Genomic DNA, 22,363 nt, shown 5'->3' with positions numbered 1-22,363 from the left:
TCCCAGCGGCGGTGCGGGTGGCCGGTCGACCCGCATCTGTGCGTCGGGAACCGGATAGCTCCCGGATAGCCTAGGCCGCTGTGGCCCGACAGCCCGTGCTGTTGTCATGGATTGCCCGGGCGGACGGCTGCCGGTTCGGCCGCTCGGCTGCACCTGCGGCAGGATGGGCGGGCGTGGGCCCCCATAGCCCAACTGGCAGAGGCAGCCGGCTTAAACCCGGCCCAGTACGGGTTCGACCCCCGTTGGGGGCACGAGCCTGGTGCCCTCGTGAAGCCGAAGCGTCCGCGAAGGTGTCCGCGTGGAGCTGTAACGCGCGGCGAGCGTGCCCTCGTGAAGTCACGGCGCCGGGGAGCGTGCCTCTCGTGGAGTCACGGCGCAGGCGAGCGTGCCCCTCGTGGAGCCACCACGTCGGCGAGCGGACCCTCGCGGAGCCGGAGTGTCCGCGCGCGTTCTTCGGCACCCCGGAACGTCACGGACGGGCCATGAGTTCCCAAGTGGCAGGTATCACGGGGTGATTTGCCCCTTTTGGCCGGGCCGGTCCGGGATGCGGCTCTTACGATGGGGCGCATGGCTTCCTTCCTGCGCACCGTCGCCGTCAGCTCCTCAGTGGCCGCACTCGCGGGCGCCGGAGTCCTCGCCGCCCGAGCGGCACAGGCGCGCGAGGAAGTGCGCCCTGTACTGCACGGGGGCCGGACGCCCCGGATCCTGATCGCCGGCGGCGGGTACATCGGCCTGTACACGGCCTTCACGCTGCGCAAGCACATCGGGCGCGCGGACGCCGAGATCGCCGTCGTCGACCCGCGCCCGTACATGACCTACCAGCCGTTCCTGCCCGAGGCGGCAGCCGGCTCGATCGAGCCGCGTCACGTGGTGACGTCCCTGCGTCGCGAGCTCGAGGGCACCACCGTGCTCACCGGCTCCATCACCGAGATCCGGCACGCCGAGCGCAAGGCCGTCATCAAGCCCGAGAACGACGAGCCGGCCTACGAGGTCACCTACGACCACCTCGTCGTCGGGCTCGGCTCGGTCGCTCGCACGCTCCCGATCCCCGGCCTGGCCGAATTCGCGATCGGCTTCAAGCACATCGAAGAGGCCACCGCGCTGCGCAACCGGGTCCTCAACAAGATGGCGCACGCAGCCTCGACGTGGGACCCCGAGCAGCGACGCCGGATGCTCACCTTCGTCTTCGTCGGGGGCGGCTTCGCCGGCATCGAGGCGATCGGCGAGGTCCAGGACATGGCGGTCGCCGCCACCAAGGAGTACGACTCCATCGAGCCCGAGGACCTGCGCTTCGTGATCGTCGAGGGCGCCGGTCGCATCCTCCCCGAGCTCGGTGAGGAGCTCGGCGGCTACGCCCTCGAGCAGCTGCGCGAGCGCGGCGTCGAGATCAACCTCAACACCTTCCTCAACTCCTGCGTCGACGGCCACGTCGAGCTCTCGAACGGCCAGGCCTTCGACGCCGACACCGTCGTGTGGACCGCCGGCGTCAAGGCGAACCCGGTCCTGGAGAACACCGACCTGCCGCTGGACGAGCGCGGTCGGGTGCGCACGCTGGCAACCCTGCAGGTCGCGCACGAGGACGGCACCGTCGTCGAGAACGCCTGGGCGGCCGGCGACTGCGCCGCGGTCCCGGACCTGACCGGGGCCCAGGGCGAGACCACGGCCCCCACCGCGCAGCACGCGGTGCGTCAGGGCAAGCAGCTCGGCAAGAACCTCGTGCACGTGCTGCGCGGCGAGGAGCCCGAGGAGTACCGCCACGAGAACATCGGGACCGTGGCCTCGCTCGGTCTGTACAAGGGCGTCGCGCAGATCATGGGGCACAAGTTCCGCGGCCCGCTCGCCTGGTTCATGCACCGCAGCTACCACGTGCTCGCGATGCCCTCCTTCGAGCGCCGGGTGCGCATCCTCGCCGACTGGACCGAGGCCCTCTTCTTCCGGCGCGAGCTCGTCTCGCTCGGCTCCCTCCAGACCCCGCGGGCGGCGTTCGAGGCCGCGGCGGCGTCGGGCAAGAAGCCGGCGAAGTCCGAGGAGCAGGCCCCCGTCCCCGGCGGCAAGCAGCCCTCGGGCAAGCAGTAGTCGGCCCGGACCCACCCGAATCAGCCCGGGCGGACCCAGCCCGAATCAGCCCGGGCGTACCCACCCGAATCAGCCCGGGCGGACCAACCCGATCAGCCCGGGCGGACCAACCTGGTCTCGTAGGCGAGGACCACTGCCTGCACCCGGTCGCGCAGGCCCAGCTTGCCGAGCACGTTGCCCACGTGGGTCTTCACCGTGGTCTCGGAGACCATGAGCCGGCCCGCGATCTCGGAGTTGGACAGCCCCTGGGCCACCAGCTCCAGCACCTCGCGCTCGCGTGCGGTGAGGCGGCTGAGGCGCGGGTCGTCGTCGCCCGTCCCCGGTGCGCCCTCGCCGCTCGGGAGGTGCTGGCCGAAGAGCTCGAGCATGCGGCGGGTGATCCGCGGCGAGACCACCGCGTCCCCGCTCGCCACGGTCCGGATGGCCTGGACGAGGTCGCCCGGCCGGGTGTCCTTGAGGAGAAAGCCGCTGGCCCCGGCGCGCAGCCCGGCGAAGGCGTACTCGTCCAGGTCGAAGGTCGTCAGGATGAGCACCCGGGTGCCGGGGTGGTCGGCGGTGATGTGCTCGGTGGCCACGAGGCCGTTCATCCCCGGCATGCGCACGTCCATCAGGACGACGTCGGGCGCCAGGGCGGCGACCATCTGCACCGCCGAGGTGCCGTCCGCCGCCTCGCCGACCACCTCGATGTCGTCCTCGGCCTCGAGGACCATGCGGAAGCCCATGCGCAGCAGCGCCTGGTCGTCCGCGAGCAGTACCCGCACGCTCATCGTCGTCCTTCCTCGAAGTTCAGCTCGGCCCGCACGCGCCACCCCGACGCCGTCGGGCCGGCCTCGACGCAGCCGTCGTAGACGGCGACCCGCTCCCGGATGCCGATCAGGCCACGCCCGCTGCCGACCAGCGCGTCTCCCGCGCTGCCGGAGTCATTGTCCACCGTGACACTGACAGACCTGGCGCCGCGCTCGATCGCGACGTCGATGCGCGGGGAGAGCCGGGCGTAGCGCAGGACGTTCGTCAGGCACTCCTGGACGATCCGGTACACCGCCAGCTGCAGACCGGCGTCGGACGGCAGCGACGGGCCGGACTCGGACAGCCGCACCGGCAGCCCGGTGGCGCGGAAGCGCTGGACCAGGTCCGCGACGTCGTGCGCGTCGGGCTGCGGTGCCAGCGGCACGCCGTCGGGGTCGGTGTCGTCCCCGGGGCCGGCCGGGGCAGGGCCGTGGTGGTCCTCGCGGAGCACGCCCACCATGCGGCGGGTGTCGGCCAGGGCCGAGCGGCCCGTCTCGGCGAGCTGGTCCAGGGCGGCGCGCGCCTGGTCCGGGCTGCGGGTCAGGGCGGCGGAGGCGCCGTCGGCCAGCGTGATCATGACCGAGAGGGAGTGCGCGACGACGTCGTGCATCTCCCGGGCGATGCGGGCCCGCTCGGCGGACACGGCGATCTGCTCGCGCTGGTCCCGCTCCAGCACTAGTTGGTGGGTGCGCTCCACGAGCCCCTCGACGTGCAGCCGCCGGCCGCGGGCGGCGGTCCCGACGCCGACGGCGACGACCGAGAGGACCAGGGTCGTGATCGAGACGATCAGGACCAGCTGGAGGGTGGTGATCGCGCCGGTGATCTGCTCGGAGTCGCCGGTCGTCATGGTGACCCCCGTGCCGCCGGCGGTGGGGTCGAGCCAGAGGTAGGAGGCCGTCACCGTGACGACGTTGAGGCCGGCGAGCGCGAGCCACGCGGTCGTCGCGGGACGGTAGGCGGCGACGGCGTACAGCGCGAGCACGGTGGACAGCTCGCACCCGGAGGTGTTGGCCGTGACCGCCAGCGAGATGGCCAGCAGCACCGTGGTGACGACCAGGACCGTCACGGGGGCGCGACGGCGCCAGACCAGCGCCGTCGCCGAGAGGACGACGACGGCGACCGTGACCGCCTTCTCGCTCGCCGAGAGCTCGGGTTGTGCGAGGCCGCCGACGAAGGCGGGGAGCGCCACGGTGAGCACGGCCGGGACGAGGTACCAGGCCACCACCAGCGCGTCGACGAGGTTGGGGTGGCGCAGGAAGAACTGGCGCACCGGGCCAGCGCGCCGCGCGGAGGCCTCGCTGATCGCCTCGGTCGGTCCGGCGGGCGGTGCCGGCGGGGCGACGGGCGCGCCGGGCTGCACGGCGGGGGAGAAGGTGGGGGCGCCGGCCGACGCGAGCGGGCGGGACGCGGCGGCGACGGGCTCCGGGACGGCGGGGGAGGAGGCGGGGACGCCGTCGTGCGCCGCAGGAGAGTCCTGCGGCGCACGACGGCCGAGCATGCTCACGGCCGGCCGGCGGGCATCGGACGTCAGGCGTCCCGGCGGCGCAGGCTGATCGCGCCCGCCACCAGCGCGACCACGGTGTACGCGGCCACGATCCCGGCGCCCTGCCACGGGGTCAGCTCGCCGGACATCGAGAAGGCCGGGTTGACGGCGAGGAACGCGGTCGCCGCCGAGAGGGGCAGGTAGGTGAGCACGTCCTGGACCCAGTCGAGGCTGATGAACTGCAGGGCGATCGGCAGCAGCAGGAGCAGGCCGAGGACCGCCGTGATCGTCCCGGCGGTGTGCCGCAGGACGGCGCCGAGGCCGAGCGAGAGCAGCGCGACCATGACGAGGAAGAACACCATGCCGCCGAAGACCTGCCACGTGTCGGGGTCGTCCAGGGCCGGCACGAGGTCGTACCCGGAGAGGATCGGCATCGAGACCAGGTAGGACAGCGCCAGCGAGACCACGGCGACGGCGATCGTCACCACGGTCAGCGCGATCGCCTTGGCGGCCAGCACCGGCAGCCGGGCCGGGACGGCGGCGAACGTGGACCGGATCATGCCGGTGGAGTACTCCCCGGTCATGAGCAGCGCCCCCAGGACGGCGATCGTGACCATGCCGAACTGGTAGCCGGCCGTGACGACCTCGGCGCCGTGCATGGTGAACTCCTCCATGCCCGCCATCTCCGGCTGGTCCATGAGGAACTGCACCGAGGTGGCCTGGAGGAGGGCGAAGAGCGTCATGATGACGACGGTGATCCCCAGGGTCCACCAGGTGGAGCGCAGGGAGAGCAGCTTGATCCACTCGCCGCGCAGGACGCCGCCGAAGGTGAGGCGGGCGTCGACGGCGGACGGGGGACGGGAGGGGTTCATGGTGCGGTCCAGGGTCGGGGCGTCGGTGCTCATCGGTTCTCGCCCTCCTGCGTGGCGACGGGGGTGGTCTCGGAGCGGTACTCGACCGCGTCCTGGGTCAGGCTCATGTAGGCCTCCTCGAGCGACGCCCGCTGCGGGGTGAGCTCGTGCAGCGGGATGCCGTGCGCGGCGGCGGTGTCCCCGACCTGCTCGGCGGTGACGCCGTGCAGCTCGAGCAGACCGGCCTCCGTGGAGGTGACGGTGCCGCCGGCGGCCCGCACCAGCTCGGCGAGCTCGCTCGCGCGCGGGGAGCGGGCCCGCACGAGGGTGCCGGTCACCGAGTCGATCACGTCCTGGACCGGCCCGGCGGTGATGATCTTGCCGCGGCCGATGACCAGGAGTTGGTCCGCCGTCTGCGCCATCTCGCTCATCAGGTGCGAGGAGAGGAACACGGTGCGGCCCTCGCTCGCGAGGTAGCGGACCAGGTTGCGGACCCAGCGCACGCCCTCGGGGTCGAGGCCGTTGACCGGCTCGTCGAGGATCAGGGTGCGGGGGTCGCCCAGCATGGCGGAGGCGATCCCCAGGCGCTGGCCCATCCCGAGGGAGAACCCGCCGACTCGCTTCTTGGCGACGTCCGCGAGGCCGGTCATCTCGATGACCTCGTCCACCCGCTTCGTGGGGATGCCGTGCGTGGCGGCCATGGTGCGCAGGTGCGAGCGGGCGGAGCGCCCGGTGTGGACCGCCTTGGCGTCCAGCAGCACACCGACCTCCTTGAGCGGGGACCGGTGCTGGGCGTAGGCGCGGCCGTTGACCGTGACCGAGCCCGACGTCGGACGGTCCAGACCGACGATCATCCGCATGGTCGTGGACTTGCCGGCGCCGTTGGGGCCGAGGAAGCCGGTGACGGTGCCCGGCTCGATGGTGAAGCTGATGCCGTCGACGGCGGTCTTCGCGCCGTATCGCTTGGTGAGGTCGTGCGCCTCGATCATCTGTGGTGCCCTTCTGCGTCTGTGCCGGTCGGTGCTGCCCTGCGGGGCCGTGCCGTCGTGCTGGTCCCACGGTAGGCGCCCCGCCGGCGACGCCGGATCGGCGGTGGGACCGATTCGTGGGGACGCCTGCCTCCGCCGTCGTGCGGAGCGCGTCCTCCTGAGGGATGAGACCGGAAGGCGGTCGCGGCCGCGGTAGCCCAGGACCCGCACGGAAACTCGGCGCTGTGATCGGGAACACGGACGGGCTCCGTCCCGTTGAATATGTCAGCAAGTCCCATGACGTGCGGGCGGGAGAGTGCCCGTACGATGAGGACAGGCCAGCGACACCGGTCCGAACCCGAACACGCGGGTCAAGGACGCCGCGACCAGGAGGCACATACGTGAGCAACCCCGTCTTCGAGAAGAGCCCGTACTTCGGTGCGAACGCTCAGCGCACCCCCAAGGGCTATCCCGCGTACCCGGGCTACACCCCGGGCGGGCAGGCCGGTGCGGGCTACACGCAGCCCGGCCAGGCAGCCTACGGCCAGGCTCCGGCCGGCTACGGCCAGCAGGCGCCCGGTCAGGCGCCGGCCGGCTACCAGGTGAACGACCTCGAGCACGCCTACCGCCAGCCGTCGGCCGCCCCGGCCGACACGGGCCGGATGACCTACGACGACGTCATCGTCAAGACCGGCGTCGTCCTCGGCGTGATCATCCTGGCCGCCGCGGCCAACTGGTTGCTGTTCGGCCCGAGCATGCTCCTGACCATCGGTGGTGCGATCGTCGGACTGGTCCTCGGTCTGGTCAACGCGTTCAAGCGCGAGCCCAGCCCGGCGCTGATCCTTGCCTACGCGGCGGCCGAGGGCCTGTTCCTCGGCGGTATCTCCGCCGTCTTCAACGCCCAGTTCGAGGGCATCGTGCTCCAGGCGGTCCTCGGCACCACCGCGACGTTCGTGGCCGCGCTGTTCCTCTTCAAGTCCGGCACCGTGCGCGTGACGCCCAAGCTCACGCGGTTCGTGCTCATCGCGCTCGTCGGCTACGCGCTGTTCTCGGTCGTCAACGTGGTCCTGATGCTCACCGGCGTCTCGGACGACCCGTGGGGCCTGCGCACCGGCGTCGAGATCTTCGGCATCCCGCTGGGCGTGCTGCTCGGCGTCTTCGCCGTCGGCCTGGCCGCGATCTGCCTGATCATGGACTTCGACTCCATCAAGCGTGGCGTGGAGGCCGGCGTCCCCGGCCGCTTCGCCTGGGCTGCCGCCTTCGGGCTGGCCGTGACGCTGGTGTGGCTCTACATCGAGTTCCTGCGTCTGCTGGCGATCCTGCGCGGCAGCGACTGACCCTGCCGCACGGCAGCCGGTGCTGCCGATGAACGAACGGCGGCCGCTCTCCTGGGGAGAGCGGCCGCCGTCGTCGTTGCCGGAGGGGTCTACGTCACCGCACGCCGTCGTCGTTCCGGAGGGACTACGTCACCGCACGCCCGACGTCACTCCACGCCGACGACGTCGACCACGAACACCAGCGTGTCGTCGCCCTTGATGCCCGCCTGCGGCACGCCGTTGGGGCCGTAGCCGTGCTCTGGCGGCACCGAGAGGAGGACGCGGGAACCGATCTGCTGGCCGACGAGCCCGTCGTCCCAGCCGCCGATGACCACGCCCATCCCGATCGGGAACGAGATCGAGGCGCCACGGTCGTAGGAGTTGTCGAAGACGTGCCCGCCCCAGGTCTGGCCGAGGTAGTTCACCACGATGGTGTCGCCCGCCTCGACGGTCGCGCCCGTGCCCTGCTCGAGCACGGCGATCTGCAGACCCTCGGGCGCGTCGGGGGTGGGGAAGACGAGCTCGGGCTTGTCGCCGAAGCTGCCCGAGGCGGTGGGGAGCTCGTTGCTCATGGGTTCCTCTCGGTAGGGACCCGGCACGGTGCCGGACCCGGACCAGGGTACGGCGCGTGGGGCCGGCCCGCTCCTGCCGGTCGGCGGCGGACGACCTGGTGCGCCCCACGACGTCGGCCTACCGTCGTCGAGCCGCGTCGCGCTACACCTTGATGACCTCGACCAGGCCGAGGTCTGCGACCGGGTCGAAGTCGTCGTCCTGGGTGACGACGGCCAACCGATTCGCTCGGGCCGTCGCTGCGATCCACAGGTCGTTGACGTTGACGTTGACGCGGCGGCCCGCCCGAGCAATCTCTACGCGGAGCAGAGCCCACTCGCGCGCGACGGCGGCGTCGACGGGGAGCGGTTCGGTGGACTGGGCAGCCTCGAGCGTGCGCATGCGTGCAGAGGCCGAGGCGGCATCACCAGCAGCCAGGACCCCTGCCTGCAGCTCGGCGAGCGTGACGACGCTGACCCGTAGCACGTCCGGCAGTCTCGAGCTGTCCAGAGTTCTGCCCAGCTCGGCCGACACCCAGATGCTGGTGTCGACAACTGCCTCTGTCACCGGACCGGACCGAGATCGTCGGTGGTCCCGTCGGTGATCCACGCAAGATCGGCAGCCAAGGTGTCGTCCAGACTTTGCCCGGCCTGAAGCTCCAGGAACTCGGCCCTAGGCATGCCGCTGCGTCGCGCGCGCCGAGGCCGTGTGATGAGGGCTACCGGCTCGCCATGAAGCGTGACCGTGACCTCCGCGCCGTCCGCGACCTGCTTCAGCACGGAGGCTGTGTGGTTCCGCAGGTCCCGGGACGCGATGGTGGTCATGTGCATGAGTGTAGCCCTCCTGCCACACCCGTCAGGTGGCCGGCATGTCAGGGTCGTTCAGTCGGTGGGCGGTGCGACGTCGACCTGCGCGGGGACCTGGTCCTGGCGGACGAGCCCGACCGGGCAGGTCAGCCCGTTCGGACCGTGGTTGCAGTAGCCGCCCGGGTTCTTGTGGAGGTACTGCTGGTGGTAGTCCTCGGCGTAGTAGAAGGGCCCGGCCTCCGTGAACGGACGCAGCTCGGTGGAGATCGTGCCGTGCCCGTGCTCGGTCAGCACCTGCTGGAACGCGTCGAACGTCGCGCGAGCGGCAGCCTCCTGCCCGGGCGTCGTCCAGTAGATCGCCGACCGGTACTGGGTGCCGATGTCGTTGCCCTGCCGGTTGGCGGTGGTGGGGTCGTGGTTCTCCCAGAACTCCTTGAGGAGGAGCTCGGGGGAGGTCAGGGACGGGTCGTAGACGACCTGCACCGCCTCGGTGTGCCCCGTCCGGCCGGTGCACGTCTCCTCGTAGGTGGGGTAGGGCGTGAACCCGCCCAGGTAGCCGGCGGCGGTCGAGACGACGCCGGGCTGGCGCCAGAAGATCCGCTCGGCGCCCCAGAAACAGCCCATCGCGATGTAGAGCACCTCCGAGCCCTCGGGCCACGGGCCCTGGATCGGGGTGCCGAGGACCTCGTGCGTCTCGGGTACGGCGAAGGTCGGCGCCGTACGTCCTGGCAGCGCCTGCTCCTCGGACACCATCTGCGTGCTGCGGCCAAGTCCGAACATTGCGGTCCTCCTGTCGACTGCTCAAACCGTGGAGCGTCCTGCGGCTCCACCATGGGGAACGCGGGCGGGTACCGCGATAATCCCCAGGGGTTCGCGCCCACGCCGTGCGAGCCCCATCGTCCGACGCCGAGGGAAGCCTGTCGTCCGGCATCGAGGCAAGCCCACCGTCCGGGCTCCTGTGGAGTCACCGTGCGGCGTCGTGCGATGCCAAGGTCCGACGTCGGGCGAAGTCACCGTACGGCGTCGTGCCGAGCGCCGCCGCGTCGTCGTCGCCCCGTAGGCTGTGCCCGGGACAACCGTCTCACGACGATTGCGAGGAACATGCCTGAGCAGAGCAGCGGGGGGACCGGCAGGCGCGGCCGGTGGACGCTGGGTCGCGGCGCGGCGACCGGCCACGACCCGGCCCACGGACAACCGCCTGCGCAGGCGCCGACGTCGGCGACGAGCACCGCGCCCCGCACGGCCGGAGCCCAGAGCATGCAGAACGGCGTGCCGCGCACCCTGCGGACTGCGGCGGGCTGGTCCTGGCGGATCCTCGTGGTGGCCGCCGCCCTGGCGATCCTGATCTACCTGGTGATCGTCTTCAAGACGATCGTGGTCGCGCTGCTCATCGCGCTGCTGCTCGCCGTCCTGCTCGAGCCGGTCGCCACGTGGCTGCGCCGCGTCCTGCACTTCCCGCGGACCCTCGCGGCGCTCACCGCGCTCCTGGGGCTGATCGGCGTCGTCGGCGGTCTCCTCGTGCTGGCGGGCCGGTCCATCGTCGACGGGTTCGGCGCGCTGGCCGACCGGGTCGGGGTGGCCTTCGACGAGGCGGTGGACTGGCTCGCCGACGGCCCGCTGGCCGTCGACGAGGCTCAGATCAACGAGTGGATCGACCAGATCGGCGGACAGCTCGAGGCGAACACCGGATCCCTGGTCAGCGGTGTCGTCGGGCTCACCAGCTCGGCCACCTCGGCCATCACCGGCGCGGTCCTGGTGGTCTTCGTCCTGTTCTTCTTCCTCAAGGAGGGGCGGCGGATCTGGCACTGGTTCGTCCGCCTGGCGCCCGTGGTCGCCCGCGAGCGCATCCACGAGGCCGGTATCCGCGGCTGGATGACGCTCGGCGGCTACACCCGCACCCAGATCCTCGTCGCCTTCGTCGACGCCGTCGGCATCGCGGCCGGTGCGGCGATCCTCGGCGTCCCGCTCGCGCTGCCGATCGGCATCCTGGTCTTCCTGTTCTCCTTCATCCCGATCGTGGGTGCCTTCATCTCGGGCGCCGTCGCGGTCGTCGTCGCGCTGGTCGACCAGGGCTTCGTGACGGCGCTGATCATGCTCGGCATCGTGCTGCTCGTGCAGCAGCTGGAGGGCAACGTCCTGCAGCCGTGGCTCCAGGGCAACGCGGTGTCCCTCCACCCCATCGCGATCCTGCTCGCGGTGACCGCGGGCGCCGGGATCGCCGGCATCCTCGGCGCGCTGTTCGCGGTCCCGGTGGTCGCCACCATCAACACGGTGGTGCTCTACCTGTACGGGCACGACAAATACCCCTCGCTCGCGACCGACTGGCACCGACCCGGCGGCCCGCCGGGGGCGCTGTTCGCCTCGATCGAGCACTCCTACGACCACATCGCCGACAGGGACAAGGGCGCGGAGGACGAGGACTCCGACGACGCCGGGACCGGCGACCCCGACGGCGCCGACGCGGGGCGCACCGGGACGACGCCGGGGGAGAGCCGGTGAGCGCCCCCGTCTTCGACCACGCGACCTTCACGGCGGCGGCCGAGGTCATCGCAGGCATCGCCCACCGCACCCCGGTGGAGGAGTCCACCACCCTCGGCCGCGTCGTCGGCGCGCCGGTGCTGCTCAAGGCCGAGAACCTCCAGCGCACGGGCTCGTTCAAGGTGCGCGGGGCGTACGTGCGCATGGCACGGCTGAGCGACGAGGAGAAGGCCCGTGGGGTGGTCGCCGCCTCCGCCGGCAACCACGCCCAGGGCGTGGCGCTCGCCGCCCAAGAGCTGGGCATCTCCGCGAAGATCTTCATGCCGGCCGACGCCGCCCTGCCCAAGGTGGCCGCCACCCGGCAGTACGGCGCCGAGGTCGTCCTCACCGGGGCGAGCCTGACCGACTGCCTCGGGGAGGCGACGGCGGAGGCGTCCTCGTCCGGCCGTGTGCTCATCCACCCGTACGACCATCCCGACGTCGTCGCCGGTCAGGGCACCATCGGGCTGGAGATCCTCGAGCAGGTGCCGGACGTGCGCACGATCATCGTGCCGACCGGTGGCGGTGGCCTGCTCGCCGGGGTGGCGGCCGCCGTCCACTCGGTCGACCCGTCCGTGGCCGTCGTCGGCGTCCAGGCGGCCGCCGCGGCCGCGTACCCGGAGTCGCTGGCCCAGGGGCACCCAGTCTTGCTGGACGACCTCCACACGATGGCCGACGGCATCGCCGTCGGGCTGCCCGGCGAGGTGCCGTTCCGGCTGATCGCGGACCACGTCGGCGAGGTGCGCACCGTCAGCGAGGAGCAGCTCTCCCGGGCGGTGCTCCACGTGGTCGAGCGCGCCAAGATGGTGGTGGAGCCCTCGGGGGCGGCCGGCGTGGCGGCGCTGCTGGCCGAGCCGGCGGCCTTCACGGGACCGGTGGTCGTGCTGCTCTCGGGCGGGAACGTCGACCCGCTGGTGCTGCTTCGGATCATCCGGCACGGCATGTCGGCGGCCGGGCGATACCTGCAGATGCGGGTGCTCGTCCAGGACACGCCGGGGAACCTCGCGGGCCTGCTGCAGCTGCTGGCGGCCTCCGGCGGGAACGTGGTGAACATCGAGCACACCCGCACGTCCGCCGGGCTGGCGGTGGACGAGGTCGAGATCTCGGTCGAGCTCGAGACCAAGGGGCCCGAGCACTGCGAGGCCGTGCTCGGCGGTCTGCGCGGGCACGGGTACACGATCCTGCGGCCCTGAGGCCCTCGGGCCGCGGCCCGTCCGAGGCGTGCGCGCTAGACCTTCGAACCGCGCGGCTCCTGTCCGAGACCCTCGGCGTCCGCCGCGGCTCGGCCGGGGCCGGTGAGGAACTTACCCGGCCGAGAGCCGGTGAGACGACGACGGGCCGCCCCGAAGGGCGGCCCGTCGGTCAGACTCTGCGGGGTCAGCTCTTGAAGGGCTTGACCTTGCTGACCTTGACCTCGATCGAGGCGCCGTTCGGAGCCTCGTAGGTGACCGTGTCACCCACGGTCTTGCCCACGAGCGCGGCGCCCAGCGGCGAGCTCTCGGAGTACACGTCGATGTCGAGCTCGGGCGCACCCTCGCGCGAACCGAGCAGGAACGTGCGCTTCTTGCCCGCGATCGTGGCGGTGACGACCATGCCGGACTCGATGATGCCGTCGTCCGGCGGCGCCTCCCCGACGTGCGCGTCACGGAGCAGCTGGGTGAGCTGGAGGATGCGGGCCTCCTGCTTGGCCTGCTCCTCGCGTGCGGCGTGGTAACCGCCGTTCTCCTTGAGGTCCCCCTCCTGGCGGGCAGCGTCGATCTTCTCGGCGATCTCGGTCCGACCAGGGCCGGTGAGGTGCTCGAGCTCGGCCTTCAGACGGTTGTACGCGTCCTGGGTGAGCCAGGTGGTGCTCGTCTGTGTCACGGCTCCTCCTCCACATACATTCGTGCCCCGGTCGCTTGCACGAGCGGCCGAGGCAAAGGGGAAACTACTCGTCTTCCGCCCGGGCGCTCGCACCACGTGCGCCGCTCCGGGGCGGCGTGTAAAGCAGCAACTATAGCAACTGGCGGTCGGCCCACCGCAAAAACAGGACGGCGCGCCGTGATTCCTCTGGCCGGCTAGGCCCGTGCCGGCAGCCCCGGTCTGCCCACCGCTCCGCCCTGCGGTTCGCTCCCTGCGGCGCCCTGTCACGCCTCTTCGGTGGGGTGGCCATGCCACCGCCTCGACCCGTGCCGAGAGTCCCGCTCTGCCCCCGTTCGCTCCATGCGGAGCCTGTCACGCCCGTTTGTGCTGGTGGCCGTGCCACCGCCGGCCGTCAGCCGGCGTCGACGATCTCGCAGCTGTCGACGCTGCCCGTCGTGGCGAGCTCCGTCGTCGGCACGTCCACCTGGTGCGAGCTCACCCGCTCGTCCACCGGGCCGAGCTCGAGCGTGCGGAATCCGACCTCGGTGAATCCGTCGTTGAGCGCGACGAGCGTGCACCGCACGGAGGTCCCAGGGTCCGTGCGCACGTTGAACCGCACGGTCGTGCTGGTCGCGTCGTTGACGGTGAAACCGAGGTTCTCCGTGGTCACAACCGGCTGGGTCAGGTTGGCGGCCTGCACGGCGACCCCGCCGAGGATGAGGAGACCGGCGACGACGGCGGCCGCGACGAAGCCCCGACGGCGGGCCTGCGCAGACGGCGCCTCGCCGTACCGGGCGGCCATGATGGCCGGGTCGCCCCCGCGCGGGACCTTTCCCTCGGGTGCCTCACGATCGGTCACTGCCACAGCCTCCTCGGTCCGGGCCCGCCGGGGCGGACGTAGCCACCCCTGCACGGATGAGAGACCATTGTCCCTGGAAAATGTCGTAGAGGACGTCACGCGGTCCGCGCCGGCGGACGGTGAGGTGGAGGAACATGACGGTGACCGAGTCGCTTCGGCTCATGGCGGTGCACGCGCATCCCGACGACGAGTCGAGCAAGGGGGCGGCCACCAGCGCGCGTTACGCGGCGGAGGGGCACCGCGTGCAGGTGGTGACCTGCACGGGCGGCGAGCGCGGCGACGTGCTCAACCCCAAGCTCGCCCACGACCCGGAGATACTGCGCGACATGCCCGGCTACCGGCGTCGTGAGATGGCTGCTGCCGCCGCCGCGCTGGGGATCGAGCAGGTGTGGCTGGGTTTCGTGGACTCGGGGCTGCCCGAGGGTGATCCGCTCCCGCCGCTGCCTGAGGGGTGCTTCGCGCTCGTGCCCCTCGACGTCGCCGTCGGTGCCCTGGTGCGACAGGTCCGCACGTTCCGTCCGCACGTGATGACCTGCTACGACGAGAACGGGGGCTACCCCCACCCGGACCACGTGATGAGCCACCGGATCGCCGTCGCGGCGTACGAGGCGGCCGCCGACCCGACGGCCTACCCGGACGCCGGTGAGCCGTGGGCGGTGCAGAAGCTCTACTACGACGTCTCGTTCTCGGTGGACCGCATCGAGGCGCTCGACAAGGCAATGACCGACCGCGGGCTCGTCTCGCCGTTCGAGGGCTGGATCTCACGCCGGGGCGACCGGCCGCGCCGTCGGGCCACCGCGCGCGTCGAGTGCGCGGCCTACTTCCCCCAGCGGGACGACGCCTTGCGCGCCCATGCCACGCAGATCGACCCGGACGGGTTCTTCTTCCAGATGCCCCGCGACATCGAGGCGGAGGTGTGGCCGTTCGAGGAGTTCGAGCTGGCCCGCTCGCGGGTCGAGGTCGGGGAGACGATGGAGGACGACCTGTTCACAGGTGTCGTCCCCGAGGGGCTGGCGGCCGGCGACGGCGCCGCGGACGGTGTCCGCAGCAGGCCCCGCGGAGATGGCAGGCTGGGGCTATGACCCCGATGCTCCTGCTGGCCGCGACCCCGTCGCCGGCACCCACCCCCACCGAGATGGAGCTGTGGGAGGTCACACCCGGGATCGAGGGGTTCGTCCTCGGGTTCTTCGTGCTGGCCCTTGCCTGCATCCCGCTGTTCCGGTCGATGATCAAGCACATGCGGAAGGTGGACCACAACCAGCGGGTGCTCGAACGGGCCGAGGCCGAGGCTGCCGAGACCGGCGACGACGGCAGGAGGGCCGCGGTGCCCGGGACGGCCGGCTCGCCCGGCTCGCCCGGGACGGCCGACTCGGGCGGTCAGGGCACGACAGCGCCCTCGGCGACCGCCACGGGGCAGGCTGCGTCACCCGCCGCGGGGCAGGCCGCCTCACCTGCCGACTGACGCCTTCTTCTTCCCCTTCTTCGTCTTCGCTGCCTTCTCGCCCTTCTTGGACCGCCGTCGGTCCTTGCCCTTCTTCGCCTTCTGCCCGTCCGCGCTCTTCTTTGCTTTCGGGCGCTTCTGGGCTTGCCGGCGACCGTCTCCGGCAGCCGTCTGGTCGGCGTCGTCCGCTCTGTCCTTGGTGCTCACCTCGTCCTTGACCGTCTCGTCCGTCGGCCCCGGGCGGTCGCCGCTCGCCGCCGCGGGCGTCTGCGCCGGCGGTCGCTGGGCGAGAGCTGCCGCGCGAGCGACGGCGGCGTCGAACTGCGCCTCTGCGGCCCGCACCTCGGCGAGGGTCTGCCCGGCGCTCGCCTCCGCCTCGGCCACTGACGCCTCGCTCATCGTCGCGGCCAGCCGACGCTTCTGGGTCTCCACCTTCCAGCGTGGCCGGGGCCAGTCGAGGTCGAGATCGACCAGCGCCTTGGTGAGCAGCTCGGTCACCGCCAGCCGGGAGTACCACTTCCGGTCCGCCGGGATGACGTGCCACGGAGCGACGTCAGTGCTGGTGCGCGCGAACACGTCGGAGTAGGCGGCCTGGTAGGCGTCCCAGCTCTTGCGGGTGTCGACGTCGCCCGGGTTGAACTTCCAGTACTTGTCCGGGCGGTCGAGGCGCTCCATGAGACGCAGACCCTGCTCCTCGTAGGACACCATCAGGGCGACCTTGATGATCGTCGTCCCGGAGTCGGCGAGCTTCTGCTCGAATCGGTTGATCTCGTCGAAGCGACCCGACCACACGTCCTCGTCGACGAGGTCCTCGACCCGGACCACCAGCACGTCCTCGTAGTGCGACCGGTCGAAGACGCCGATGCGGCCGGCCTCGGGCAGCGCGCGGCGGATCCGCCACAGGTAGTGATGGCGCTTCTCCTCGGCGGTCGGCACGCCGAACGAGCGGAGGGAGACGCCCTGAGGGTCGACCATCCCGAGGACGTGACGGACGATGCCGCCCTTGCCCGCGGTGTCGAGCCCTTGCACCACGAGCAGCACGGAGCGGTCGCCGCCGGTGCGGCCGTCGGCGAAGAGACGTTCCTGCAGCTCCGAGAGGAGCTTGCCGCGCTGGGCCATGAAGGCCTTCGCCTGCCTCTTGTCACCGGCCCACCCCGGGGTGCCGTTGCGGTCGAACGCGGCGAGGTCGAAGTCCGTGCCGGCACGCAGCGTGTGGGTGGGATGTGCGGTCCAGAGGTTCTCGGCGACGTCGGCCATGGTGTTCCTCTCGCTCGGCTGGTGGCCCGAGACTAGTGCTGGAGCCGAGCGCCGGCCCGCGGGCCGGGGCCGGCGGCTTGTCCCGCACCGGTTCGCAGGGACGGCCGCGAACTCCGCTGACAGCGACAGGTGCACCGTAGATACTCGGCCTGTGGTCTCGATCATCATCCCGGCGCACAACGAGGAACGGGTGCTGCCGCGTCTGCTGGAAGCGCTGGAGGCCGGCGGGACGTCGCCCATGGAGGTCGTGGTCGTCGCGAACGGCTGCACCGACGGCACGGCGGAGGTCGCCCGGCGGGCTGGGACGACCGTGATCGAGACCCCCGTGCCGTCCAAGATCAGGGCGCTCGCCCTCGGGGACCGCAGCGCCACGACGTTCCCGCGGATCTACGTCGACGGAGACGTCGTCCTCGGTCGAAGCGACGTGGCGGCGCTGTGCGACGCGCTCGGCGACGGCGTCCACGCAGTCGGGCCGACCAGGGTCCTGCCGATGGAGGGAGTGCCACGCGCCGTCCGGTGGTACTACGAGATCTGGCAGCGCCTCGACGGCGTCCGGAGCGAGCTGTACGGACGCGGCGTCGTCGTGGTCAGCGAGCGCGGGCACGAGAGGCTGCGGGACTGGCCCGAGACGATGTCGGACGACCTCCAAATGGCGATGAGCTTCGCCCCGGCCGAGCGTCGGGTGGTCGCCGACGCGCAGGTCGTCATCATGCCGCCGAGGTCCTACCGCGACCTGCTGCGACGGCGCGTGCGGGCGATGACCGGCAACGCACGCATGGCTGCGGACCCGCGCGCGCCCGCGGTCCGTCGCTCCGGTGCGGGCCTGCCGGCGATCGCCCGGATCGTCCGGGAGGAGCCGCGGCTGGTCGGTGCCGCCGGGGTCTTCCTCGCCACCGCGGCGGTCGCCAAGCTCCTGGGGCGTCGGGCGGTCCGGCGCGGCGACACCGCCTGGCTCCGCGACGAGAGCAGCCGACGGTGACCGTGCCTGCGCACGGACGGTGACCCCCGCCGGCCGCGTGACGGCCAGTCCTTGTTCCGACAATGACTCGGCCGAAACGCCAGCCCCGGGCAGGCGGTTGGCCTAGATTCCAAGGTATGACGCGGAGCCGGCCCTCGGCACCGCCGTGACCCGTGGAGGTTCGGGTTGAAGCTGCGTGAGAACGACGTGACCTGGCGTGAGATCGACGGCGAGATGGTCATTCTCGACCTGAGGACGTCCAAGTACCTGACGGCGAACGCCGTCGGGACGAAGCTGCTCCAGCTGCTCGCCGCGGACCGCTCGACCGACGAGCTGGCCGACGCCCTCGTCGACGAGTTCGACATCTCGCGCGACCGGGCGACCGGTGATGTCGAGGTGTTCGTCAAGCAGCTGAGCGACCGGGGACTGCTGCAGGCCGCCGGCTAGCCGGCACTGTGCGTCAGGTCGGTCGATGATAATCCCGGTTCGCGAGTACCCGGCGGTCGCCGCAGCTCTGGTGGTCGCCTGCGCCGTCGAGGTCGGCATCCGCACGATGCGGCTGCCCCGGCTGGCTCGGGCGGTGGGGGCGCCGCTGCGACAAGGCGCCGGGGACGACGCCTGGAGCCGGTCGCAGCCCGAGCTCGGCGTGCACGGGCGCCGCCAGGCACGAGCCGTTCGGCGCGTGATGCGCCACTGGCCCTTCGGGGACACCTGCCTTCGGCACGCACTGGTGACCGGACACCGGCTGCGGCGCCTGCACCCGGAGCTCGTGGTCGGCGTCGCGAAGGTCGACGGCGAGATCAAGGCGCACGCGTGGCTCGCGTTCGACGGGACACGTCTCTACGACCCGCTCGCAGCCGCCCGGTCCTACGTCACGCTCGGCCCGTCACCGGAGGACGCATGACCCGCATCTCGCTCTACGGGCTCACCGTCGACAGCGATATCGATCTCCACCAGGACCGCCCGGCAGCAGGGCCGCCTGACATCACGGTGCGCCGCGGGGCTCGGATCGCCCGGACGGACGAGCGACCCGACGGACGGGTCCTCCTGCACCTCGACATCCCCGAGAGGCAGCTGTTCACGGCGACCCAGGTCGACGACGGCTACGTCCTACGCTTCTACGGCACCTGCGACTTCCTGATCGACCCGACGCTCACGGAGGTCGAGGTGCGCGCCGTCGACGGCGCCGATGCGGACCTCCTCGGCGTCCTGGTCTCCGGGACCCTGCTCTCCTTCGTGCTCGCGATGCGCGGGCATCCGGTGCTGCACGCGAGCGCGGTGCAGGTCGGCGGCGTCGCGGTTGCGTTCGTGGGTGCTTCGGGGATGGGCAAGTCCACCATGGCGACGCTGCTGTGCGCCGAAGGCGGCCGGCTGATCACCGACGATGTGCTGCGGCTCGACCTCGGCGACGGCCCGCCACGGTGCCGTCTCGGGGCCACCGCGCTGCGGCTGCGCAAGGCGGCCGGAGACCTCTCAGCGCTCTTCGACGACACGCCCGCTCGCCGCGTCACCGGCGACGGCCGCGACGCCCTCGCCATGGTGCCGGCCACGGACGATCTCGTGCCGCTCGGGGCCATCGTGATCCCAGTGCCGCAGCACGAGGCCGACCTCGCCGGCCCGGAGCTCGTACGGCTCGGGCCCAAGGAGGCGATATTCACGCTGCTGCGCTTCCCGCGCATCGTCGGGTGGGAGGATCCGAGCGTCCTCGATCAGCAGTTCCAGGAGCTCGGGGCGATCGTCGACTCGGTGCCGGTGTATGCCGCAAGACTCCCGTGGGGACCGCCCTTCTCCGCGACGCTGGCGCGGGACGTCCTCGCGGGCCTCTCACTGGTCCATGCGAGCAACGCCTGAGCGGGCGCACGCTCCACGGGATGGCGGGTCACACGGTGCGTGCGGTCGACGGTCGTCGGCGGTCCAGCGCTCGCGGGCACCCCGTTCCGGCAGCCGGCTAGGGCGAGCACTGGACCGCCGCCAGGCCGCCGGGGGATCACTCCGCTGTCGAGACGGGAGCGTGCTCGGGGCTGAGCGGGATGCCTTGGGCATGTAGCCACGCGACGTGCTGCAGCAGGTAGGTGATCGGGTGCGGACTGTCGCTCAGCCATTCGCGGCGGAGTGCGTCCTCGTCGATGAGCTCGGGTGAGAACGCACCACCGGTCCAGCCCCGTGCGAACTCCTGCTCGTCCGCCCCCCAGGCTGCCGCGTTGAACCGTGCCTTCGTCCGGCGCGCCAGGATCGCGTCCGGCAGCAGGTCGGCGCCGAGGCGCCGGAAGAGGTTGGTGCGTCCGGGAAAGCCCCACCGGCCACCTTCGTGCGCCAACGCGGCGACGACAACGGGCTCCGCCAGCGGATGGCTCATGGTGAGGCCGAACTCCGCGGCGCCCACCTTCGTGTTCCCCAGGCCGAGCGTGGTCGTGCGCCGGCTGAGGAGGAAGGCGGTGGCCTCGTCCCAGCGCAACGGGCCGCGTGCGTCGGCGGAGTCACGGGCGATGAGCTCGCGGGCGGGTCGGCGGAACCAGGACAGTCGCTCGGACGCGAGCAGCTCGCGACGCTCGCGTGCACCGGCCCACCGAGAAGGCTGCAGGGCGCCGAGCGCAGCCCCCACCTGCTGGGGCGATGGCCTTCGCCAGTCGCGCCGCAGGAGCGTCAGAGGCGTGATCCTCTTCGCCTCGAGGAATCCGTCGCCACCCTCGCCGCTGAGGAGCGAGCCATGGTCGAGCTGTTCGAAGAACACGGGCTGGGTCTGCACGGACTGCGGCCAGACCAGCCCGCGCGCCCGCAGCGAACGGCGTGCCACCGGGCCGAGATTGGTGCGCTCGGCGGTTACCGGGATCACGATGCGCTCGTCGATGCCCAGGTGCTCGAGGACCAGATCCTGCCAGGAGGACTCGTCGGCGTCCGGATCGCCGGGATAGACCGCCGTGACCGGTATCGGGTCGGGCGCACCGACCCGCCGCGCGACGGCGGTCGCCACGGCGAGCACGAGCGAGGAGTCCCGGCCACCGGAGAAGAGCACGTAGCAGCGGTCGTCAGTGACCGCCGGCAGCACGGTCTGCTCCAGCGCAGCTCTCGTGCTCATGCCCGGATCCGGCAGCGCGGCGGTGTCATCGGCGCCGAGCGGGTTGGCGACGTTCGCCTCCAGCTCGGTGAGCCGGGCGAACATGGGGGCGGGATGTGACCTCATGGCGTCAGAACCGCAGGGCGCTGCGCGACGCACCGTGCGTCGCGCAGCGCCGTGTGGTTGTCTCAGCTGGTGCCCGTGCCGGGCAGCGGGATCTTGTGCCCCCAGAAGTACGTCTCGTCCTTCCACTCCTTCCAGGAGTCGAGGCCGAGCGTCAGCTCGCGCACGGAGCCCACCTCTCGCAGGGTGGGCGTTTCGTACTGTGCCATGTTGGTTCTCCTCTCACGTTTCCGGTTACCGCTGGCTACCAGCGCGGATCGCTCGGCAGTTCTCTGGAGGTTATGGGGCGGTAGTGGCTGTAAGTGATCCTCGGCGGATGATCCGGCGGGTCATTCGCAGCACCCGGTGAGGGTGATGGAGGGTGAGGGGAAAGGCTTCCCGCGACGGCGTCATCCACGCGTGGATGACTCCACACCCGCCAGATAGACCGACAACGACTCCAGATCCGCGGGGAGCCGCTCTCTCGGTGGTCGGGTTGTGGGCGCGCCCAGGCGTTCACGCAGTGCACGTGCCGAGCTCCGGCCGGAGGCCACGACCGTCCGTGCCGCCCAAGGCTGTACGGCTCTGGCCACGAGCCGCGCCGGGCCGGCCTCCTGGCGAGCCGCAGGCACGGGTGCGGCAAGGTCCAACGCTGCTGTGAGGATCCGGAACGGCCGGGTAGCGCCGAGCATCCGCGGGAGGTTCGCCGGGAGCGGGGTGCCGAGGACGCGGCGGGCGCGGGCCAGTACCAGCGCGACGTGCGGTGCTGCACGCCAAGCCCTGGCTCGACGCGCCACGTCGTCCCAGTCGTCCACCCGTGCCGCCATGCGGTCGGCGTCGACGAGCAGGAGCAGCCGGTTGGCCCCGGTCAGGGCCGCATGAAGGCAGATGTGGACCAGGGCGTCCGCCGCATCCATCGTCCAGGCGCGGTTGAGGCCAAGGGTTACCTGGACGCGGCGCGCGAGCAGTTCCTCCGTGGACACCGCGAACTGCGCTCGGCGCACCGCCATGTTGATCATCGACCAGTGCAGGTCGACCGCCAGTCCGGTCGGAGAGAACCAGTGCATCTCGCCCGGCGTGTCAGGGTTGCGCAGCATGTCTTGGTAGTCGCCGACGGTCCACCCGGCGTCGAGCAGCCGGTTGGTGATCTCACGGAGGTCCCGCGGGTCGACGAGGAGATCGACGTCGTTGTAGGTCCGCATTCCGGGTACCGGATGAGCCAGCTCAGAGAGAACCGGTCCCTTGAACGTCACCCACGGCAGGGAGCCCGCCACGGCGGCGAACTCCTCGAGCATGAGGGTGGCGCCGAGGTGGTGTCCGATGGCGAGCCGACGGTCGGGCTCCACCAGCGCGGCGATCGCCGGGGCGGACCCGCGCACCGCGCGGTGCAGCAGTGGAGCCACCCGGTGGTGACGGGCCGCGAGGACAAGGTCGATGACCGCCTCCGGCTCGTCGGACGGGTTCACCGAGCCACCGCCTCGGGCGATCGTCACGAGG

The 22,363-nt window shown here is 71.7% G+C and carries 23 protein-coding genes, 1 tRNA gene and 1 pseudogene; 11 read left to right on the top strand and 14 right to left on the bottom strand.

Going from position 1 to position 22,363, the window contains the following annotated elements; genetic code table 11:
• Positions 1-177 precede the first annotated feature (177 nt).
• Both GD748_RS18965 and GD748_RS18960 read left to right on the top strand, forming a co-directional pair.
• A tRNA-Leu gene (locus tag GD748_RS18965) sits at positions 178-251 on the top strand.
• A gap of 316 nt (positions 252-567) precedes the next feature.
• Positions 568-2,076 carry an NAD(P)/FAD-dependent oxidoreductase gene (locus tag GD748_RS18960; protein ID WP_152196801.1) on the top strand — a complete coding sequence of 503 codons (1,509 nt, stop codon included), beginning with the start codon at positions 568-570 and terminating at the stop codon, positions 2,074-2,076.
• Positions 2,077-2,168: 92 nt separating this feature from the next.
• Here the strand turns inward: GD748_RS18960 and GD748_RS18955 are convergent, their stop codons facing one another.
• Genes GD748_RS18955 through GD748_RS18940 form a run of 4 tightly spaced genes read right to left on the bottom strand, consistent with a single transcriptional unit; the run spans position 2,169 to position 6,185 of the window.
• On the bottom strand, positions 2,169-2,843 hold the full coding sequence (locus GD748_RS18955; RefSeq protein ID WP_152196800.1) for a response regulator: 675 nt from the start codon (positions 2,841-2,843) through the stop codon (positions 2,169-2,171).
• Complete coding sequence (locus tag GD748_RS18950; protein WP_226921661.1) at positions 2,840-4,360, bottom strand: sensor histidine kinase; 1,521 nt, start codon at positions 4,358-4,360, stop codon at positions 2,840-2,842. Before GD748_RS18950 ends, GD748_RS18955 begins: the two co-directional genes overlap by 4 nt.
• A 29-nt stretch (positions 4,361-4,389) precedes the next feature.
• Entirely contained in the window at positions 4,390-5,250 is an 861-nt protein-coding gene (locus GD748_RS18945) for an ABC transporter permease subunit (RefSeq protein WP_152196798.1), read from the bottom strand.
• On the bottom strand, positions 5,247-6,185 hold the full coding sequence (locus GD748_RS18940; protein ID WP_152196797.1) for an ABC transporter ATP-binding protein: 939 nt from the start codon (positions 6,183-6,185) through the stop codon (positions 5,247-5,249). Before GD748_RS18940 ends, GD748_RS18945 begins: the two co-directional genes overlap by 4 nt.
• 380 nt (positions 6,186-6,565) lie before the next feature.
• Between GD748_RS18940 and GD748_RS18935 the strand changes: the two genes are divergently transcribed.
• Positions 6,566-7,501: a Bax inhibitor-1/YccA family protein gene (locus GD748_RS18935; RefSeq protein WP_226921647.1), complete on the top strand. Its 936-nt coding sequence runs from the start codon at positions 6,566-6,568 to the stop codon at positions 7,499-7,501.
• 146 nt (positions 7,502-7,647) lie between these two features.
• Here GD748_RS18935 and GD748_RS18930 read toward each other — a convergent pair whose 3' ends face one another.
• From GD748_RS18930 to msrA, 4 genes are all read right to left on the bottom strand, one after another.
• Complete coding sequence (locus GD748_RS18930) at positions 7,648-8,052, bottom strand: FKBP-type peptidyl-prolyl cis-trans isomerase (RefSeq protein WP_152196795.1); 405 nt, start codon at positions 8,050-8,052, stop codon at positions 7,648-7,650.
• Between the two features lie 142 nt (positions 8,053-8,194).
• Positions 8,195-8,596, bottom strand: a complete 402-nt coding sequence (locus tag GD748_RS18925; protein ID WP_152196794.1) for a PIN domain-containing protein — start codon at positions 8,594-8,596, stop codon at positions 8,195-8,197.
• Positions 8,593-8,853 carry a type II toxin-antitoxin system Phd/YefM family antitoxin gene (locus tag GD748_RS18920; protein WP_152196793.1) on the bottom strand — a complete coding sequence of 87 codons (261 nt, stop codon included), beginning with the start codon at positions 8,851-8,853 and terminating at the stop codon, positions 8,593-8,595. Before GD748_RS18920 ends, GD748_RS18925 begins: the two co-directional genes overlap by 4 nt.
• Positions 8,854-8,910: 57 nt before the next feature.
• On the bottom strand, positions 8,911-9,615 hold the full coding sequence (gene msrA / locus GD748_RS18915) for a peptide-methionine (S)-S-oxide reductase MsrA (RefSeq protein ID WP_226921645.1): 705 nt from the start codon (positions 9,613-9,615) through the stop codon (positions 8,911-8,913).
• Positions 9,616-10,092: 477 nt separating this feature from the next.
• On the opposite strand from msrA, the gene GD748_RS18910 reads away from it, so the two are divergent.
• Positions 10,093-11,334: an AI-2E family transporter gene (locus GD748_RS18910; RefSeq protein ID WP_193313029.1), complete on the top strand. Its 1,242-nt coding sequence runs from the start codon at positions 10,093-10,095 to the stop codon at positions 11,332-11,334.
• Positions 11,331-12,545 (top strand): threonine ammonia-lyase, encoded by a 1,215-nt coding sequence (gene ilvA / locus GD748_RS18905; RefSeq protein ID WP_152196791.1) that lies wholly within the window; start codon positions 11,331-11,333, stop codon positions 12,543-12,545. The genes GD748_RS18910 and ilvA overlap by 4 nt, the downstream gene beginning before the upstream one ends.
• A 184-nt stretch (positions 12,546-12,729) precedes the next feature.
• Here ilvA and greA read toward each other — a convergent pair whose 3' ends face one another.
• On the bottom strand, positions 12,730-13,215 hold the full coding sequence (greA, locus tag GD748_RS18900) for a transcription elongation factor GreA (RefSeq protein ID WP_152196790.1): 486 nt from the start codon (positions 13,213-13,215) through the stop codon (positions 12,730-12,732).
• A gap of 391 nt (positions 13,216-13,606) precedes the next feature.
• A complete protein-coding gene (locus GD748_RS18895; RefSeq protein WP_152196789.1) occupies positions 13,607-14,053 on the bottom strand; it encodes a DUF4307 domain-containing protein in 447 nt (148 codons plus the stop codon).
• Between the two features lie 140 nt (positions 14,054-14,193).
• Between GD748_RS18895 and mca the strand changes: the two genes are divergently transcribed.
• Both mca and GD748_RS18885 read left to right on the top strand, forming a co-directional pair.
• The gene (gene mca, locus GD748_RS18890; RefSeq protein ID WP_152196835.1) at positions 14,194-15,135 is read left to right on the top strand and encodes a mycothiol conjugate amidase Mca; all 942 of its coding nucleotides are present in this window, start codon (positions 14,194-14,196) and stop codon (positions 15,133-15,135) included.
• The gene (locus GD748_RS18885) at positions 15,132-15,515 is read left to right on the top strand and encodes a hypothetical protein (protein ID WP_152196788.1); all 384 of its coding nucleotides are present in this window, start codon (positions 15,132-15,134) and stop codon (positions 15,513-15,515) included. The genes mca and GD748_RS18885 overlap by 4 nt, the downstream gene beginning before the upstream one ends.
• Before the next feature lie 384 nt (positions 15,516-15,899).
• On the opposite strand, the pseudogene GD748_RS18880 reads toward GD748_RS18885, so the two are convergent.
• Positions 15,900-16,751 (bottom strand): annotated as a pseudogene (locus GD748_RS18880) (PPK2 family polyphosphate kinase); the annotation flags it as partial.
• A 151-nt stretch (positions 16,752-16,902) separates the two neighbouring features.
• Here GD748_RS18880 and GD748_RS18875 point away from each other — a divergent pair.
• The 4 genes from GD748_RS18875 (at position 16,903) to GD748_RS18860 (ending at position 19,560) form a co-directional block, all read left to right on the top strand.
• The gene (locus tag GD748_RS18875) at positions 16,903-17,730 is read left to right on the top strand and encodes a glycosyltransferase (protein WP_193313027.1); all 828 of its coding nucleotides are present in this window, start codon (positions 16,903-16,905) and stop codon (positions 17,728-17,730) included.
• Positions 17,731-17,895: 165 nt separating this feature from the next.
• The gene (locus GD748_RS18870; protein WP_152196786.1) at positions 17,896-18,156 is read left to right on the top strand and encodes a PqqD family protein; all 261 of its coding nucleotides are present in this window, start codon (positions 17,896-17,898) and stop codon (positions 18,154-18,156) included.
• Positions 18,157-18,181: 25 nt separating this feature from the next.
• Complete coding sequence (locus GD748_RS18865) at positions 18,182-18,613, top strand: lasso peptide biosynthesis B2 protein (RefSeq protein ID WP_152196785.1); 432 nt, start codon at positions 18,182-18,184, stop codon at positions 18,611-18,613.
• The gene (locus tag GD748_RS18860) at positions 18,610-19,560 is read left to right on the top strand and encodes a phosphoenolpyruvate carboxykinase (ATP) (protein ID WP_152196784.1); all 951 of its coding nucleotides are present in this window, start codon (positions 18,610-18,612) and stop codon (positions 19,558-19,560) included. The genes GD748_RS18865 and GD748_RS18860 overlap by 4 nt, the downstream gene beginning before the upstream one ends.
• Before the next feature lie 136 nt (positions 19,561-19,696).
• Here the strand turns inward: GD748_RS18860 and GD748_RS18855 are convergent, their stop codons facing one another.
• From GD748_RS18855 to GD748_RS18845, 3 genes are all read right to left on the bottom strand, one after another.
• A complete protein-coding gene (locus GD748_RS18855) occupies positions 19,697-20,890 on the bottom strand; it encodes an asparagine synthase-related protein (protein ID WP_152196783.1) in 1,194 nt (397 codons plus the stop codon).
• A 62-nt stretch (positions 20,891-20,952) separates the two neighbouring features.
• Complete coding sequence (locus GD748_RS18850) at positions 20,953-21,096, bottom strand: lasso RiPP family leader peptide-containing protein (protein ID WP_152196782.1); 144 nt, start codon at positions 21,094-21,096, stop codon at positions 20,953-20,955.
• 180 nt (positions 21,097-21,276) lie between these two features.
• A complete protein-coding gene (locus tag GD748_RS18845; protein WP_193313026.1) occupies positions 21,277-22,359 on the bottom strand; it encodes a nucleotidyltransferase family protein in 1,083 nt (360 codons plus the stop codon).
• Between the last annotated feature and the right edge of the window lie 4 nt (positions 22,360-22,363).

Source organism: Georgenia subflava (genome assembly GCF_009193155.1).
GTDB classification, from domain to species: Bacteria; Actinomycetota; Actinomycetes; order Actinomycetales; family Actinomycetaceae; genus Georgenia; species Georgenia subflava.
Note: the sequence above shows the minus strand (reverse complement) of the source record. Positions and strands in the feature narration are given on the sequence as shown.

Excerpts from the sequence above, each read along its gene's own strand:
- GD748_RS18960 (WP_152196801.1), top strand. The coding sequence starts at position 568 with ATGGCTTCCTTCCTGCGCACCGTCGCCGTCAGCTCCTCAGTGGCCGCA.
- GD748_RS18955 (WP_152196800.1), bottom strand. The coding sequence starts at position 2,843 with ATGAGCGTGCGGGTACTGCTCGCGGACGACCAGGCGCTGCTGCGCATG.
- GD748_RS18950 (WP_226921661.1), bottom strand. The coding sequence starts at position 4,360 with ATGCTCGGCCGTCGTGCGCCGCAGGACTCTCCTGCGGCGCACGACGGC.
- GD748_RS18945 (WP_152196798.1), bottom strand. The coding sequence starts at position 5,250 with ATGAGCACCGACGCCCCGACCCTGGACCGCACCATGAACCCCTCCCGT.
- GD748_RS18940 (WP_152196797.1), bottom strand. The coding sequence starts at position 6,185 with ATGATCGAGGCGCACGACCTCACCAAGCGATACGGCGCGAAGACCGCC.
- GD748_RS18930 (WP_152196795.1), bottom strand. The coding sequence starts at position 8,052 with ATGAGCAACGAGCTCCCCACCGCCTCGGGCAGCTTCGGCGACAAGCCC.
- GD748_RS18920 (WP_152196793.1), bottom strand. The coding sequence starts at position 8,853 with ATGACCACCATCGCGTCCCGGGACCTGCGGAACCACACAGCCTCCGTG.
- msrA (WP_226921645.1), bottom strand. The coding sequence starts at position 9,615 with ATGTTCGGACTTGGCCGCAGCACGCAGATGGTGTCCGAGGAGCAGGCG.
- GD748_RS18910 (WP_193313029.1), top strand. The coding sequence starts at position 10,093 with ATGCAGAACGGCGTGCCGCGCACCCTGCGGACTGCGGCGGGCTGGTCC.
- GD748_RS18885 (WP_152196788.1), top strand. The coding sequence starts at position 15,132 with ATGACCCCGATGCTCCTGCTGGCCGCGACCCCGTCGCCGGCACCCACC.
- GD748_RS18865 (WP_152196785.1), top strand. The coding sequence starts at position 18,182 with ATGATAATCCCGGTTCGCGAGTACCCGGCGGTCGCCGCAGCTCTGGTG.
- GD748_RS18860 (WP_152196784.1), top strand. The coding sequence starts at position 18,610 with ATGACCCGCATCTCGCTCTACGGGCTCACCGTCGACAGCGATATCGAT.
- GD748_RS18855 (WP_152196783.1), bottom strand. The coding sequence starts at position 20,890 with ATGAGGTCACATCCCGCCCCCATGTTCGCCCGGCTCACCGAGCTGGAG.
- GD748_RS18850 (WP_152196782.1), bottom strand. The coding sequence starts at position 21,096 with ATGGCACAGTACGAAACGCCCACCCTGCGAGAGGTGGGCTCCGTGCGC.